13 protein-coding genes are annotated in these 14,858 nt (G+C 70.5%); 6 read left to right on the plus strand and 7 right to left on the minus strand.

Going from position 1 to position 14,858, the window contains the following annotated elements:
* Nucleotides 1-176: 176 nt before the first annotated feature.
* Nucleotides 177-1,280 carry a D-alanine--D-alanine ligase gene (gene ddlA / locus ACJ7VY_RS15375; protein WP_104939868.1) on the plus strand — a complete coding sequence of 368 codons (1,104 nt, stop codon included), beginning with the start codon at nt 177-179 and terminating at the stop codon, nt 1,278-1,280.
* Nucleotides 1,281-1,342: 62 nt separating this feature from the next.
* On the plus strand, nt 1,343-2,554 hold the full coding sequence (locus tag ACJ7VY_RS15380; protein ID WP_409475993.1) for an MFS transporter: 1,212 nt from the start codon (nt 1,343-1,345) through the stop codon (nt 2,552-2,554).
* Nucleotides 2,555-2,581: 27 nt separating this feature from the next.
* Here ACJ7VY_RS15380 and ACJ7VY_RS15385 read toward each other — a convergent pair whose 3' ends face one another.
* From ACJ7VY_RS15385 to oleC, 3 genes are all read right to left on the minus strand, one after another.
* Complete coding sequence (locus ACJ7VY_RS15385) at nt 2,582-2,737, minus strand: DUF1328 domain-containing protein (protein ID WP_161614482.1); 156 nt, start codon at nt 2,735-2,737, stop codon at nt 2,582-2,584.
* Nucleotides 2,738-2,840: 103 nt separating this feature from the next.
* Entirely contained in the window at nt 2,841-3,839 is a 999-nt protein-coding gene (gene oleD / locus ACJ7VY_RS15390; RefSeq protein WP_409475994.1) for a 2-alkyl-3-oxoalkanoate reductase, read from the minus strand.
* Nucleotides 3,836-5,488, minus strand: a complete 1,653-nt coding sequence (gene oleC / locus ACJ7VY_RS15395) for an olefin beta-lactone synthetase (protein ID WP_409475995.1) — start codon at nt 5,486-5,488, stop codon at nt 3,836-3,838. The genes oleD and oleC overlap by 4 nt, the downstream gene beginning before the upstream one ends.
* A 102-nt stretch (nt 5,489-5,590) precedes the next feature.
* On the opposite strand from oleC, the gene ACJ7VY_RS15400 reads away from it, so the two are divergent.
* Nucleotides 5,591-6,007 carry a YkgJ family cysteine cluster protein gene (locus tag ACJ7VY_RS15400; protein ID WP_104939872.1) on the plus strand — a complete coding sequence of 139 codons (417 nt, stop codon included), beginning with the start codon at nt 5,591-5,593 and terminating at the stop codon, nt 6,005-6,007.
* Nucleotides 6,008-6,185: 178 nt separating this feature from the next.
* On the opposite strand, the gene ACJ7VY_RS15405 is transcribed toward ACJ7VY_RS15400, so the two are convergent.
* Nucleotides 6,186-7,076, minus strand: a complete 891-nt coding sequence (locus ACJ7VY_RS15405; RefSeq protein WP_313248075.1) for an alpha/beta fold hydrolase — start codon at nt 7,074-7,076, stop codon at nt 6,186-6,188.
* A gap of 771 nt (nt 7,077-7,847) precedes the next feature.
* Between ACJ7VY_RS15405 and ACJ7VY_RS15410 the strand changes: the two genes are divergently transcribed.
* Complete coding sequence (locus ACJ7VY_RS15410; RefSeq protein WP_409475996.1) at nt 7,848-8,576, plus strand: UPF0149 family protein; 729 nt, start codon at nt 7,848-7,850, stop codon at nt 8,574-8,576.
* Between the two features lie 303 nt (nt 8,577-8,879).
* Here ACJ7VY_RS15410 and ACJ7VY_RS15415 read toward each other — a convergent pair whose 3' ends face one another.
* The 3 genes from ACJ7VY_RS15415 to ACJ7VY_RS15425 all read right to left on the minus strand — a co-directional run bounded on the left by ACJ7VY_RS15415 (nt 8,880) and on the right by ACJ7VY_RS15425 (nt 13,386).
* Nucleotides 8,880-9,896, minus strand: coding sequence for a 3-oxoacyl-ACP synthase III (locus tag ACJ7VY_RS15415; RefSeq protein WP_104939874.1), 1,017 nt, complete (start codon nt 9,894-9,896; stop codon nt 8,880-8,882).
* A gap of 217 nt (nt 9,897-10,113) precedes the next feature.
* Nucleotides 10,114-10,425, minus strand: coding sequence for a DUF4156 domain-containing protein (locus ACJ7VY_RS15420; protein ID WP_104939875.1), 312 nt, complete (start codon nt 10,423-10,425; stop codon nt 10,114-10,116).
* A gap of 102 nt (nt 10,426-10,527) precedes the next feature.
* Nucleotides 10,528-13,386 carry a M16 family metallopeptidase gene (locus ACJ7VY_RS15425; protein WP_293755716.1) on the minus strand — a complete coding sequence of 953 codons (2,859 nt, stop codon included), beginning with the start codon at nt 13,384-13,386 and terminating at the stop codon, nt 10,528-10,530.
* Nucleotides 13,387-13,814: 428 nt separating this feature from the next.
* On the opposite strand from ACJ7VY_RS15425, the gene ACJ7VY_RS15430 reads away from it, so the two are divergent.
* Nucleotides 13,815-14,210, plus strand: coding sequence for a hypothetical protein (locus ACJ7VY_RS15430; RefSeq protein WP_104939877.1), 396 nt, complete (start codon nt 13,815-13,817; stop codon nt 14,208-14,210).
* 126 nt (nt 14,211-14,336) lie between these two features.
* Complete coding sequence (locus tag ACJ7VY_RS15435) at nt 14,337-14,816, plus strand: tRNA (cytidine(34)-2'-O)-methyltransferase (RefSeq protein ID WP_104939878.1); 480 nt, start codon at nt 14,337-14,339, stop codon at nt 14,814-14,816.
* Nucleotides 14,817-14,858 lie beyond the last annotated feature (42 nt).

Below are 14,858 nucleotides of genomic sequence, written 5' to 3' on the forward strand. Positions count from 1 at the left end.
GAATGGCGAACGCGGACTGCCCGGGCGCGGCGGGCGGGGGTGCCGCGCACAGGGGCGGGCAGGTGAACGCGCCGGGCACCGGCGAGCCCGTCCGCGCCTTTGCCTGTTCCCCATTCCCGGCCATTCCCCCATGCTATGCACACCCGCATCAGTGCAATCGGCAGGAGCAACAGGCAATGGGCAAGACCCGGGTCGGCATCATCTTCGGCGGTCGTTCGGCCGAACACGAGGTCTCGCTGCAGTCGGCGAAGAACATCCTCGACGCGCTGGACAAGGAGCGCTTCGACGTCAGCCTGATCGGCATCGACAAGCAGGGCCACTGGCACCTGAGCGACCCGCAGCAGTTCCTGCTCAACCCCGGCGACCCGGCGAAGATCGCGCTGAACCGCTCCGGCAACGCGCTGGCGGTGCTGCCCGGCCGCGAACAGGCGCAGCTGGTGCCCAGCGACCCGGCCACGGCGCTGGCGCAGATCGACGTGGTGTTCCCGATCGTGCACGGCACGCTGGGCGAGGATGGCTCGCTGCAGGGCCTGCTGCGCATGGCCAACCTGCCCTTCGTCGGCTCCGGCGTGCTCGGCTCGGCGGTGGCGATGGACAAGGACGTGGCCAAGCGCCTGCTGCGCGATGCCGGCCTGCCGGTGGCGCCGTTCGTGTGCTTCAGCCGCGCCACCGCGGCCAGCGCCGACTACGACACGCTGGTCGCGCGGCTGGGCACGCCGCTGTTCGTCAAACCGGCCAACCAGGGTTCGTCGGTGGGCGTGAGCAAGGTGCGCGATGCCGGCGAGTTCGCCCGCGCGATGGCGCTGGCGCTGTCCTTCGACCACAAGGTACTGGTGGAATCGGCCATCGTCGGCCGCGAGATCGAGTGCGCGGTGCTCGGCAACGACCACCCCGAGGCCAGCGTCTGCGGCGAGGTGGTGGTGCACGACGACTTCTACGCCTACGACACCAAGTACATCAGCGCCAACGGCGCCGAAACGGTGATCCCGGCCGACATCCCGGCCGAGGCGCAGGAGCGCATCCGCGCCATCGCCATCCGCGCCTACCAGGCGCTGGACTGCGCCGGCATGGCCCGGGTGGACGTGTTCCTGACCCCGGCCGGCGAGGTGGTCATCAACGAGATCAACACCCTGCCCGGCTTCACCCGCATCAGCATGTATCCCAAGCTGTGGGGCGCAAGCGGGCTGGACTACACCGCGCTGATCACCCGCCTGGTGGAACTGGCGCTGGAGCGCCACGCCGCCGACAAGGCGCTGCGCAGCTCGATCACCGGCGCCTGATGATGGCCGCCCGCGCCGCCGGCCATCGCGCGCCGCGGACCTGACCGGGAGCCGTTGCGCGCATGGCCGCCCAGCCTCCACGCCCATTGCCGCGCATCCCGGCCATGGTCTGGGCGCTGGGCCTGGTCAGCCTGCTGACCGATATCTCCTCGGAGATGATCCACAGCCTGCTGCCGATGTTCATGGTCGGCACGCTCGGCCTCACGGCGCTGGCGGTCGGCCTGATAGAAGGGCTGGCCGAGGCCACCGCGCTGATCGTCAAGGTGTTCTCCGGCGTGCTCAGCGACTGGCTGGGCAGGCGCAAGGCGCTGGCGCTGCTGGGCTATGCGCTGGGCGCTTTCAGCAAACCGCTGTTCGCCCTCGCCCCCGGCGCCGGGCTCATCGTGGCCGCGCGCCTCACCGACCGGGTCGGCAAGGGCATCCGCGGCGCACCGCGCGATGCGCTGATCGCCGACATCACCCCGGCCGCGATCCGCGGCGCCGCGTTCGGGCTGCGGCAATCGCTCGACACCGTCGGTGCGTTCGTCGGGCCGTTGCTGGCGGTGGGACTGATGCTGCTGTGGGCCAACGATTTCCGCGCGGTGTTCTGGGTGGCGGTGATTCCCGGGCTGCTCGCGGTGGCGGTGCTGGCGCTGGGCGTGCGCGAACCGCCCCGCCTGGACGGCGTGCGGCGCGGCAATCCGATCCGCCGCGACAATCTGCGCCGGTTGCACGGGACGTACTGGTGGGTGGTGGCACTGGGCGCGGTCTTCACCCTGGCCCGTTTCAGCGAGGCGTTCCTGGTGCTGCGCGCCCAACAGGTGGGCATCGCGGTGGCGCTGGTGCCGCTGGTGATGGTGGCGATGAACCTGGTCTATGCCGCCAGCGCCTACCCGTTCGGCAGGCTTTCCGACCGGCTGAGCCATGTCCACCTGCTGGGCGGGGGCCTGGCCGTGCTCATCGTGTCCGACGTGCTGCTGGCGACGGCGCGGCACTGGGGCATGGTGATCGCCGGCGTCGCGCTGTGGGGCATCCACATGGGCATGACCCAGGGGCTGTTGTCGGTGATGGTCGCCAACACCGCGCCGGCCGACCTGCGCGGGACCGCCTACGGCATGTTCAACCTGGTCAGCGGCGTCGCCCTGCTCGCGGCCAGCCTCATCGCCGGCGCGCTGTGGGATGCCTGGGGGCCGTCGGCGACCTTCTGGGCCGGGGGCCTGTTCGCGGCGTTGTGCCTGGCCGGGCTGCCCGTCCTCCAGCGCATGCTGCCGCAGGAAACTGGCCCCACGCCCTGAGCGGGGGCCATCCCTGCGCCTGCGGGGTCATCCCTTCTTGCGGAACAGCGAGATCACCGCCAGGACCAGGAACACCACGAACAGGATCCAGGCGATGTTGCTGGCGGCACCGGCAATGCCGGAAAAACCCAGCAGCGCGGCGATGATGGCGATGACGAAGAACACGACGGCGTAGTGGAGCATCAGCATCTCCCTTTGTGTGAGAACCCGGGCTCCATCCTCGGCAAAGCGCGGTGGCGGCACGGTGACGGGGACGTGATCGCCAGATGATGGGCGCCGGCGCGCCTCAGCCGGCCACCCGTACGCTGTCGCGCAGCCGGCGCAGGCCCTCCTCGATCGATACCCGCGGCACGTAACCGAAATCGCGCAGCGCCGGTTCCATCGAATACCAGTGCGGCGTGCACAGCTGCTCGGCGAGGAAGCGCGTCATCGGCGGTTCGCCGCGCAGGCGCAGCAGCGGCCACAGTTTTTCGCAGACCGCACCGATGCGGTAGGCCGCCTTGAACGAGATCGACTTCTCCACCGCCGGCGCGCCCATCGCCGCGAGTAGCTTGTTGAGCAGCTCGCGCATCGGCAGCGGCTCGCCATTGGAAATGAAGTAGGCCTTGCCGGCGCAGGCCGCGCCCGCCACCAGGTGGTCGAAGGCGTCGAAGTGCGCCTGCGCGGCGTTGTCGATGTAGGTGGTATCGACCTTGTTCAGGCCGTCGCCGACTAGGCGCAGGCGTCCGGCGCGGGCGCGCTCGGCCAGGCGCGGCACCAGCTGGTTGTCGCCCGGGCCCCAGATCAGCCGCGGGCGCAGCGCCACGGTCGCCAGCTCCGGGCCATTGGCGGCCAGCACTTCCTGTTCGGCGATGGCCTTGGTGGCCGCATACGGCGCCTGGAAATCCTCGCCGTAAGGCACCTGGTCCGCGCCCAGCCCCTCCACCGGATGGGTGGCGCGGTGGGTCACGCTCGGCGTGGAGGTGTACACCAGCCGGCCGATGCCATGCGCGCGGCAGGCATCGAGCACGTTGCGGGTACCCACCACGTTGGCCTGGAAGTAACTGTCGTAGCTGCCCCACGCACCGGCCTTGGCGGCGTTGTGGAACACCGCATCCACGCCCGCGGCGGCATGGCGCACGGCGCTGGCATCGGCCAGGTCGCCGCGGATCTGGCCCACCCCCAGCGTGGCCAGCGCCGGGTAATGGCCGCGGTTGAAGCTGAGCACTTCGTGTCCGCGCTCGACCAGCCCGCGGCACAGCGCCTGCCCGAGGAAACCGCCACCACCGGTGACCAGGATCTTCATGCGTGTTCCTTCAGTTGCGTGGCGGCCCAGGCGGCGAGTTTCTCGCGGCCGATCTTGGCGTTGTGGCGGATATCGACCGGGAACCCGGCATGGCGCAGGAAATGGCCGATGCCAGCCAGGTGCGGGTGGCGTGCGGCCAGTGTGCGCAGCTGTGGCTCGACCGTGGCCGCATCGGCGCCGGGCAGCAGTTCGTAACACAGCACCGGCAACTGTCTGCCGAACTCGCCGACGCCGACCAGCGCGGTGCGGCGCACGCCGGGTACGGTGTTGAACACCGGCTCGGCCTGTTCGGTGTACAGCGGCCCGGTGGCGGTTTCCACGCGCTGGGTCTTGCGCCCGCAGAACCACAGCCGGCCCTGGTCGTCGAACCAGCCGACATCGCCCATGCGGTGCACGATGCGTTCGCCGCCATCGCCCAGCGCCTCGCGGATCTTGGCCGCGGCGGTGGCCTGCGGGCGGTTGTAATAGCTGTCGGTGGTGGTGGGGCCGGCGACGGTGATCTCGCCCACCTGCCCGGCCGGCAGTTCGCGTACGCCGCTCCAGTCGGGGATCGGCGCGTCGTCGATGGCGATGATGCGCACCACGTTCGGCGCCACCACGCGGCCGACGCAGGTGCCGGCGCCGGCTTCGGTCGCCTCGCGGGTGTCCTCCAGCTCGCGGCCTTCGATGACCGCCACCGGCAGGCATTCGGTGGCGCCGTAGGGCGTCCAGAACTGCGCGTGCGCCGGCAGCAGTCCGCGCATCTTCGCCACGATCTGCGGCGGTACCGGCGCGCCGGCCGAGGTCACCCGGGTCACCGTCGGCAGCGGCTGGCCGTGCTCGGCCAGCACCCGCATCAGCGCCGGCGAGCCGAACAGCTGGGTCACGCCGAAGCGGGCGATGGCGTCGTGCAGCCGGCGCGGGTCGGCGCTGCCGGGCCGGGTCGGGTCCATGTCCGGAATCACGCTGGTCAGCCCCAGCGCCGGGTCGAACAACGCGAACGGCGGGAAGGTCGGCAGATCCACGCCGCCGGCCTCGATGCCGAACGCATTGCGCAGCAGCTCGACCTGGCCCAGGAAATGACGGTGGCGGTAGACCACGCCCTTGGGCACCCCCGTCGAACCGCTGGTGAACAGGATCGCGGCGACGTCGTCGGGCGCGGTGTCGGCCAGCTGGCTGCCGGCACCGGCGCCGGCCGCCTCGATCTTCGCCAGGGTGGTGCCACCCCAGCCCCAGCGGCTGCCGACCGTGACCAGCCGGGTGGCCGATTTCGCCCAGCCGAGCAGCAGCCGCGCCACGTGCGCCAGGCCAATGCCGACGAAGGCCTGCGGCTGCGCCTCGTCCAGGCACTGGCGCAACGCGCGGCGGTCGATGCCGGGGTCGACCAGCACCGGCACCGCGCCGATCTTGAACAGGGCGAACATCAGCAGGAAGAATGCCGGCCCCGGGCGCACCATCACCACCGTGCGCACGCCACGGCCGATGCCATGGGCGGCCAGGCCGGCGGCGATGGCGTCGCTGCGGGCATCGAGGGTGCGGTAGTCCAGGGCGACGTCGTAGGCGGCCATGCCGCCGGCGCCCGGCCGGCCGGGGCAGCGGATGGCGATCTGGTCGGGCCGTTCGCGCGCCAGTTGCGGCAGGCGCGCGGCGATGTTGCACGGTTCGTTCATCTTCCTATTGTCGCTGCTGAAGAAAATTCTTGCGCGTGGCCCGGCCGCGTGGAAAATTTTCCACCTCCTCCCGCCCGCACCGCCGCCCGAAGGCCGGCCGCCATGCTCCATCCCTGCCTCACCTGCGGCGCCTGCTGCACCCAGTACCGCGTCGCCTTCCACTGGATGGAATCGGACGAGGTCACCGAAGGCGGCGTGCCGCACCAGCTGACCGAACGCCTGGATGCGCACCGGCTGTGCATGCGCGGCACCTATTCGGACCCGATCCGCTGCGTGGCGCTGGATTCGGAGATCGGCGTGTATTCGCGCTGCAGCATCCACCCCAACCGCCCCAGCGTGTGCCGCGAAGTCGATGCCTCGTGGGAATACGGCAAGGCCAGTTCGCAGTGCGACCGCGCGCGCATCGCCCATGGCATGGCGCCGCTGACCCTGGCCGACTGGCGCTGGCGCGACGACGCCGACAACGACGACCATCCGGACGACAGCGGCAACAGCCCGTCCTCGCCACGCGCGGCTTGAGCGCGGATTCGCGCTACGCCACCCCACGGTTTGCATTGCAGACCGCGGGCCCCGGCTCAGCCTTTTCCAGATCCCCCGCGCCTGTCGGCGCGCGCCCTTGACCCAAGGGGGCGCTTCGTTGGTCGCGGATGGCGCCAGGCCGTCGCGTTGCAGGAGCGGGGCAGGGGCACGCCGAGGCTCAGTCGAGCGGGTTGCGCTCCAGGAAGGCGCGCACCGCCGGCACGATGACGACGTGCTTGTCTTCGAGCACGTAGTGGTTGGCGTCCTCGAAGGCCATCACTTCGGCCTGCGGCAAGGCCTTGCGGAAGCCGGCAAGGAAGTGGTGGTCGAAGCAGATGTCGCGCAGGCCCCAGGCGATGAATGCCGGGCGGTCGGCGAAGGACGGCAGCGCCGCGGCGGCGCGCTCCAGCAGCGGCCAGGCCTTGTCGGCGGGGGACAGCGGGATGTCCTGCATGAAACGGATGGTGGAGATGCGGTTGGCCCAGCTGTCATAGGGCGCCACGTAGGCGCGGCGCACGTCGGCCGGCATGCGCCGCGACACGCCCAGCCACGAGGCGCCGGCCGAGAACGCATTGAAGGTGCGGATGAACCACTCGCCCGGTTTCCAGTGCCGGCCCATGGCGATCTGCCACGGCATCGGCTTTTCCGCCGGCAGCGGGAAGGCGGCGGTATTGGTGATGACCAGCCGCCTGACCTGGGCGTGGTGCGACAGCGCCCAACCGAAGCCGATCATGCCGCCCCAGTCATGCACCGCCAGCGTCACCGGTCCGCGGATGCCGAGGTGGTCGAGCAGCGCGGTGAGGTCGTCCACCCGCGACTGCAGGGTGTAGTCGTAGCGGCTGTCGTCCGGTTTGTCGGACAGGCCCATGCCGATGTGGTCGGGGACGATGCAGCGATATTTATCGCTCAGGCCGTTGACCAGGTGCCGCCACAGGTAGCTCCACGACGGATTGCCGTGCAGCATGACGACCACCTCGCCGTCGCGCGGGCCTTCGTCGATGTAGTTCATCGACAGGCCGGGGCGGACGTCGAAACGGTGGCGGGTGGCGGGGTAACCGGGGAACTGCATCGGCGGCTTCACGCAATCGCGGGCGGGGCGCGCATTGTAGGCCAATGCGCCGGGCGGCCCGCGGCGGCCGGTGGCGGCACACCGGGCAGCCGAAGACGGCGCAACCGTGAGCGCCCCCCTTCGCTGCGCGGATGCCGTGCATCCGCGCCTGCCGCCCGGGCCAGAGCCGGCGTCCGCGGGGTTGCCGCCCGGTGCTGCAGGCATCGCCACGGGCGCGCCTGCCGGGTGCGCGCCACCGGCATTCGTTTCACCGGCCACGGCGGCAGGCGCAGGATCGACAGGGCGGTGTTCCACGTCGCGCCAGCGGTGGTCATCGTGCCGATGGGCTTCTGCTTCCCGGGCACCGGCCGCAACGGCGACCTGCCGCCACGCCCGGAATGCACCCCCGGCGGGCAACCGCGGTGCCCGCCACGACGGGAACGGCTGCGGCTGACGCCGGGCTGGCGACCGGCCTGTGCGGCAAACGGCGCGGCGCACGCCCACTGAAACCGTGCAGGCCTGGCGGCAGCACCTGCCGCGCGGCATGCGACCGCTGCCCCGCCCCGGCCCGCGCAGCCGGCGGTGGCTCACCCGCAACCCGGGGCTCGAACGCGACCTGCTGCCGGCAGGGCGCGCGGGCGGCGGACAGCTGGCCGGCTGAGCCGGCGCAACGCCGCGGTTCCAGGACCGGCCAGCGCCGACTGGCGCAGCAGCGGAACGTCGCCGGCGCCCGGATGGGGGTTCCGCCCCCGCAGCGACTACCATGCACGCCCACCCCACCGAACGGCCGCCATGTCCACGCCTCCCAGTTTCCTCGACGACCAACAGATCGAACGGCTGTCCAGCCTGCTCGAACAGCGCGCGGTGCCCTTCAAGGGCCTCAACCTCGAAGCGCTGGACGGCTTCCTCTCGGCGCTGGTGGTTGCGCCGGTGGCTGCACCGCCGGGCCAATGGCAGCCGCAGGTCTGGGGCGGCCAGGCACCGCGCTGGAACGACGAGGACGAAGCCCTGCAGGTACAGAACCTGCTGATGGGCCACTGGAACATGTGCGCCGCGCGCGCGCGGTTCGAGGGCGACGACCTGCCCGACCACCTCGCGCCGCTGATGTGGTTGCCGGAGGACCCGGAGCAGGCCGAGGAAGCCCTGGACGAATCCGAGCTGGATGTCGGCCGGGACTGGGCGATGGGCTTTTTCACCGCGGTCATGCTGCATGAAGCGCAATGGGACGCGTGGCTGGACGAACACGCATGGATCGAGGAGATCTTCGACCTGCTCGACCAGTTGGCCAGCGGCGAACGGATCGATCCGGAGAACCCCGACGCCCCGCCGGCCAGGGTCAGCTATCGCGAACGCCTGGATATCTGCATGGAACTGCCGGCGATGCTGGCCGACCTCAACCACCACCGCGTGGATACCCTGACCCCGCGCGTGCCGATCCGCCGCGACGCCGGACCCGGCCGCAACGACGACTGCCCCTGCGGCAGCGGAAAGAAATACAAGAAGTGCTGCGGGCTGAACTGAGCGCGCCCGGCAAGCCTGCCCAGCCGGTCGCTGCCGGGCGACGGCGCCACGGCCAGCCCGGACGCGGGAACCGGGCCGGGGATGCACTGCCGGCCTCTCCGGCCCGGCACAGGTCCGGGGATCGCGCCACGCGCTCCCGCCCCGGTCGTGCGGGCCGGGCCCCACCTCCGCCAGGCGCCTGGTTGGCGCCGACCTGCGCGGCGGGTGCTGTCACGCAAAACGCCCGCAAGTGCGGCTTGCGGGCGTTTCAGCGGCTCACACCCGTACGGCCGGGCGGGCCATTGCGGCAACGCAGCCGCTGGCTTACCAGACCACCTCGGCCATGGTGCAGTTCAGGCCCGAGCCGATGCCCATCAGCGCCACGCGGTCGCCCTTCTTGAGCTTGCCCAGCTGGCGCAGCTTGCTCAGCACGATCGGCACCGACGCCGGGCCGACGTTGCCGTGCTCGCCGAAGATGGTCATCACCTTCTTCGGGTCGATGCCAAACGCCTTGATGAAGGCGTTGGTATGCGGCTGGCTGACCTGGTGGATGACGAACTGGTCGATCTCGTCCACCGCCCAGCCCAGCGCCTGGCGGGTGGCCTCGAAGGTCTTGGTGGCCAGCTTGATGCCTTCGATCAGCAGCAGCCGGGTATCGGTGACCATGCGGTCCAGGTTGCCCACGCACAGCTTGTTCCACTGGTTGGCCGCGCGGGTCACGCCGCCCTTGTAGCGCGGCGCGTCGGGCACCAGCTCGGCGCGGGCCAGCACCATGGCGGCGGCACCGGAGCCGGTGGTCAGCGCGGCGAACTCGTCGCGCAGCTGCTGCGCGGTGACGTCGGGCGCGCTCATCCGCTCCAGGGTCTTTTCATAGACCAGGTTGGAGCTTTCGCCGTCGACGATCAGCGCATAGTCGATGTCGCCGCGCTCGATCATGCGCGCGGCCACGTCCATGCCGTTGATGAAGGCCAGGCAGGCGTTGGCGATGTCGAAGGTGACGCAGTCCTCGCCGATGCCCAGGTTGCCCGAGACGATCGACGCGGTGGACGGCTCCAGGTAGTCGCGGCTGACCGAGGTGTTGACCAGCAGGCCGATGCGGTCCGGCGACACGCCGGCGTCCTCCAGCGCCTTGCGCCCGGCCAGGGTGGCCGCGTCGGACGCCTGCGTACCCGGGTCCCACAGGCGGCGCGCATGGATGCCGGCGACATCGCCCAGCATGTCCGCACGGATGCCCAGACGGTCCAGCGTCGGCTGCAGACGCTCGTTGATTTCCTTGGAGGTCAGGGTATGCGGCGCGTCGACATGCGCCAGTCCCGCGATGGAGACATTCTGGAAGGGCATCGGAAGGCGCCAGGACTCAGGCGAAGGGGGCGCCATTCTAGCGGCTGCCCGGGTTTGACGCATCTTTAACGGTTTGCGGCCGCTGCGTATGGGGAGCGGACCGCCACCCGATCGGCCGGATGCCCGGCAGCGGGCGTGCTTCCGGACGCCGCGTGCGCCGGTGGCGGCTCAGCCCAATGCGGGCGGGCGACGCTGGCGCGGGCCCGCGCGCGTCGCGTCAGCGGCACTGCCAGGCGGCGTAGCGCTGGCTGCCGTCGGCCGGCGCGGCCAGGGCCTGGATCGCGTTGGCACCGGCACTGGGCGCCTCGTTGCGCGCCAAGGTTTCCAGCTCTTCCTGCACGCGCAGCGGGTTGCGGTTGTAGAAGCCGACCTTGCTCTTGACCGAGACCACGATCTCGCCCTTGGCCACGCAGCCCGGCGCCACCGGACCGGCCGGCAGCACGCGCACCGCCTTGCCACCGCTTTCGATCGGCACCCAGGTGCAGGCGGCGGTGCTGGCAATCAGGGCGGTAAGGAGCAGAGCGCGCATGGACAGGTCCTTGTTGGAATCGGAACGGATTGTGCCGGGCATGGATGAATCGGTGATGATCCGCGGCCCGCTCCCGGGGGAGCGGGCCGCGATGGTGCTGCATCACTTGGCGGCCGGCACCGGGTTGCCGTCGCTGTCGATCACGGTCACCTCGCCCAGGCCCAACGCACGCACCGGTGCCTCGGTCTGCTTGAGGTCGCCCACCACCACCCAGGTCAGCCGCGCCGGGTCCAGCGTCCGCGCCGCTTCGGCCACCTGCGCCGGGGTCATCGCCTCGATCTCGGCCTTGCGCTTGAACACGTAGTCGTCCGGGCGCTGGTAGCGCACGATGCCGCCGATGGTGTTCATCACCGCCGAGGCGGTCTCGTAGGCGCCCGGCAGGCTCAGCGTCTGGATGTTGCGGATGCGGGCGACTTCGTCCGTCGTCGGCGGCCGCTGGCCGCTGGCGAACTGGCTGATCTCGGCCTGCATTTCCTTCATCGCGTCGCCGGTCTTGTCGATCTGCACCGGCGCCACCGCCATCCACGGCCGCTGCCCCAGCGCGCCGCTGGCGCTGGAACGGGCACCGTAGGACCAGTGCTTGTCCTCGCGCAGGTTCATGTTCAGGCGCGAGGTGAAGTCGCCGCCCAGCACGCCGTTGGCGATGTCGAAACGGGTCGCGCCGGCGTCCATGGTGGAGGGCACCACCTGGCCGGCGAACAGGTTGGCCTGCACCGCGCCGGGCTGGTCGATCAGGTACACGCGGGCCTTGTCCGGGCGCGCGACCGCAGCCGGTGCGGCCACCTTGGGCGCCGGGCCCTCGCCCTTCCAGTCGCCGAGCTGGCGGTCCAGCAGCGGCACGATCTCCTTCAGCGTAGTGTCGCCGACCACGACCAGGGTGGCGTTCTCCGGGCGCACCCAGTCCTTGTGGAAGGACAGCAGGTCGTCGCGGCCCAGCGCCTGGATCGCCGCCTCGTCGCCGCTGCCGGTGAACGGGATGGCGTACGGATGGCCCTTGCCGTACAGCAGCGGCGGCAACACCCGCATCGCCACCGCGTTCGGGTTGACCTTCTCCTGCTTGATGCCGGCGATCCAGGTGGCCTTGATGCGGTCGATCTCGCTCTGGTCGAAGCGCGGCGCGCGCAGCGCGTCGGCATACAGCGCCAGCGACGGCGCCAGGTTCTCCTTCAGCGCCGACAGGTAGACATTGGCGCCGTCGAGCGAGGCGCCGGCGCCGATGCGCGCACCCAGCGCGTCGGCGGCATCGGCGAAGGCCAGCGAGCCGAGCTTGCCGGCGCCTTCGTCGAGCATGCCCATGGTGAAGTTGGCGGTGCCCGGCTTGCGGCCCTGGTCGGCGGTGAATCCGCCCGGGAACTCGTAGCTGAACTGCACCACCGGGATGTCATGGCGTTCGGCCAGCACCACCCGCGTGCCGTTCTTCAGCGTGGCACGCTGCAGCTGCGGGAACTTCAGCTCCGGGAAGGTCGCGGTCTGCGGCACGCCGGCGCTGCGGTCCACCTGCGAGGGCAGCACGCGGTACTTGGGGTCGACCGCCGGCACGTTGAACGGCGCGGGCTTGCCCGAGGGCAGCTCGGCCAGCGCCACGCGCTCGCCCGGCTCGACCACCAGGGTGTGGTCGCCCACCCCCAGCCACTTGGCACCGACCGCCTTGAGGTCGGCGACGCTGGCGTTCTGGATGTTGGACAGCGAGGCGCGGAAGCAACCCGGGTCGCCCTCGTACACGGCGCACTCGGCCAGCGCATCGGCCTTGCCGCCGAAGCCGCCGATGCGCTCGATGCCGCGGATGAAGCCGGCACGGAACGCGGTCTTGGCGCGCGCCAGCTCCTCGGCGCTGGGGCCTTCGGCCACCAGCCGCTTCAGTTCCTCGTCGATGACCGCTTCGACCTTGGCCGGGTCCACGCCCTGCTTGACCGTGGCCATGATGATGAAGTTCGAGCCCAGCTGCGACGGGCCGACCATGGTGCCGATGTTGTCCACCAGCTTGTCCTGGTGCAGCAGCCGCTGGTCCAGGCGCGAGGACTTGGCACCGCCCAGCACCTGCGCGAACAGCTGCAGCTGGTCGATGTCGGTGGTGCCGACCTGGGCCACGTTCCAGGCGCGGTAGATGCGTGCCTGCGGCACCTTGTCGGTCATCACCTCGCGGGTGGAGGCGGCGCGCTTGGCCACGTCCACCTTCGGCTGGGCCATGGTCGGGCCGGCCGGGATGTCGCCGAAGTAACGGGCGACCTTTTCCTTGGCGGTGGCCACGTCGATGTCGCCGGCCAACACCAGCACCGCGTTGTTCGGGCCGTACCAGGTGCGGAACCAGGTCTTGACGTCTTCCAGCGAGGCGGCGTTGAGGTCGTTCATCGAACCGATCACGCCGTGGTGGTACGGATGGCCGGCCGGGTACAGCGCGCGGGTCAGCTTGTCCCACACCTGGCCATAGGGCTGGTTCTCGCCCTGGCGCTTCTCGTTCTGCACCACGCCGCGCTGCTCGTCGAGCGCGGCCTGGTCGATCGCGCCGAGCAGGTGGCCCATGCGGTCGGACTCCATCCACAGCGCCATGTCCAGGGCGGTGGTGGGCACGTTCTGGAAGTAATTGGTGCGGTCGGTGTTGGTGGTGCCGTTCTGGTCGGTGGCGCCGACCTGCTTGAAGGGCTCGAAGAACTCGCCGTGGTGGTTCTCGCTGCCCTGGAACATCAGGTGCTCGAACAGGTGGGCGAAACCGGTGCGGCCGGACGGCTCGTCCTTGGCGCCGACGTGGTACCAGATGTTGACCGCCACGATCGGCGCCTTGCGGTCGGTGTGCACCACCACGCGCAGGCCGTTGGGCAGGGTGAACTCCTCGAACGGGATGTCCACGGCCGTGGCCGGGGCGGGTGCCTTGGCGGCGGCCGGCAGGGGCAGGCCGGCGAATCCGCCCAGGGCAAGGCCGAGCGCGGTGGCGAGAAGCGCGGTCCGGGGTGTTGCTGCGTTCATCCCACTTTCCTTGAGCAATGAATATGAACGCCGATCCTAACCGCCCGGGCCGGCCGGCCGCATACGCCATGGGTCATGGGGGGTGATCGGCACGGGGGCGGTCCTGTCGCGCCGCGTCTCCCATCCGCGCGGCCTGCGTGGGTCATGACCGCTGCGGCATTCACGGCCGCGCGGATGTCCGCGGACGCCGGTCACCGGCGCCACCGTCCGGACAGCGGACACCGCGCATCGAGATAAAACACATAGGAATCAACAGGATAAATGTGGCACGCATCCTGCTTCAGGGTTACCTGCAGCGCAGCCAGATCAAACAAGACATGACTGGACGCTGAACAAATCGACGGAAAGCAAAAAATCGCTTGCGCCCCGAGATTTGGTGTACTACCTTACTACCACACCACCGCTCACACACACCAAACAGGCCCGCCATGAACACCAAATCCATCGCCATCGCCTTCGCGCTTGCCGCCGGCTTCGCCACCTCCGCGCATGCCTCCAACATCGTCACCCTGGAAACCGTGCAGGTGCGTCCGTCCGCCGACCAGCTGGCCCAGGCCGAGCACGAACGTTCCAGCGCCATCCCGACCCTGTCGTCGGTGCAGGTGCGCCCGACCGCCGGCCAGATCGTCGAACTGGCCGCCGAGCAGGCCGCCGCCCAGCTGGCCGCACACACCCCGGTGGCGATCGGCGCCAGCATCGGCCAGTGGATGGTCTCGCTGCCGGCCATCACCGTCCGCCCGGACGCCCAGCAGGTCAAGGCGCTGGCTACCGAGCTGGCCAGCGATACCCTGGGCCAGGTCGCCAACGGGATGGTCGCCAAGTGAGTCGTCATCGCGATCCGGACCTGTCCGTGCCACGGCGGTACCCGGCACGCGGCACCGCTTCGCCCGCGGCAGGCTGCAGCGGCGCGGACAGGTCCTAGCCGGATTGCCACGGCGTAAACTGCGCCGATGACCGTCGCCCCCGTTTTCCATGTACTGCTGTACCAGCCCGAGATCCCGCCCAATACCGGCAACGTGATCCGGCTCTGCGCCAACACCGGCGCGCGGCTCCACCTGATCGAACCGCTCGGCTTCGACCTCAGCGACAGGCAGCTCAAGCGGGCCGGCCTGGATTACCACGAATACGCGCGCCTGCAGGTCCATCCGGACCTGGACACCGCGCTGGCGCGGATCGCGCCCAGCCGCCTGTTCGCCATGAGTACCCGCGCCAGCGTGCGCTACGACACGGTGCGCTTTGCCGACGGCGACGCCTTCCTGTTCGGCCCGGAAACGCGCGGCCTGCCACAGGCACTGCTCGACGCCCTGCCCGCCGGCCATCGCCTGCGCCTGCCGATGCAGCCGGACAACCGCAGCCTCAACCTGTCCAACTCGGTCGCCGTGGTGGTGTTCGAGGCCTGGCGCCAGCACGGTTTCGCCGGCGGCCAGTAACCGCAGCGCCCGGCAACGACGAAAGGCGGCGCCGCTCCGGTA

The sequence above is a fragment of the Stenotrophomonas sp. Y-13 genome (assembly GCF_046267925.1).
GTDB lineage: Bacteria > Pseudomonadota > Gammaproteobacteria > Xanthomonadales > Xanthomonadaceae > Stenotrophomonas > Stenotrophomonas acidaminiphila_A.

What these genes read in the sequence shown, in the direction of transcription:
- ddlA (WP_104939868.1), top strand. Translation starts at nt 177, where the DNA reads ATGGGCAAGACCCGGGTCGGCATCATCTTCGGCGGTCGTTCGGCCGAA.
- ACJ7VY_RS15380 (WP_409475993.1), top strand. Translation starts at nt 1,343, where the DNA reads ATGGCCGCCCAGCCTCCACGCCCATTGCCGCGCATCCCGGCCATGGTC.
- ACJ7VY_RS15385 (WP_161614482.1), bottom strand. Translation starts at nt 2,737, where the DNA reads ATGCTCCACTACGCCGTCGTGTTCTTCGTCATCGCCATCATCGCCGCG.
- oleD (WP_409475994.1), bottom strand. Translation starts at nt 3,839, where the DNA reads ATGAAGATCCTGGTCACCGGTGGTGGCGGTTTCCTCGGGCAGGCGCTG.
- oleC (WP_409475995.1), bottom strand. Translation starts at nt 5,488, where the DNA reads ATGAACGAACCGTGCAACATCGCCGCGCGCCTGCCGCAACTGGCGCGC.
- ACJ7VY_RS15400 (WP_104939872.1), top strand. Translation starts at nt 5,591, where the DNA reads ATGCTCCATCCCTGCCTCACCTGCGGCGCCTGCTGCACCCAGTACCGC.
- ACJ7VY_RS15405 (WP_313248075.1), bottom strand. Translation starts at nt 7,076, where the DNA reads ATGCAGTTCCCCGGTTACCCCGCCACCCGCCACCGTTTCGACGTCCGC.
- ACJ7VY_RS15410 (WP_409475996.1), top strand. Translation starts at nt 7,848, where the DNA reads ATGTCCACGCCTCCCAGTTTCCTCGACGACCAACAGATCGAACGGCTG.
- ACJ7VY_RS15415 (WP_104939874.1), bottom strand. Translation starts at nt 9,896, where the DNA reads ATGCCCTTCCAGAATGTCTCCATCGCGGGACTGGCGCATGTCGACGCG.
- ACJ7VY_RS15420 (WP_104939875.1), bottom strand. Translation starts at nt 10,425, where the DNA reads ATGCGCGCTCTGCTCCTTACCGCCCTGATTGCCAGCACCGCCGCCTGC.
- ACJ7VY_RS15425 (WP_293755716.1), bottom strand. Translation starts at nt 13,386, where the DNA reads ATGAACGCAGCAACACCCCGGACCGCGCTTCTCGCCACCGCGCTCGGC.
- ACJ7VY_RS15430 (WP_104939877.1), top strand. Translation starts at nt 13,815, where the DNA reads ATGAACACCAAATCCATCGCCATCGCCTTCGCGCTTGCCGCCGGCTTC.
- ACJ7VY_RS15435 (WP_104939878.1), top strand. Translation starts at nt 14,337, where the DNA reads ATGACCGTCGCCCCCGTTTTCCATGTACTGCTGTACCAGCCCGAGATC.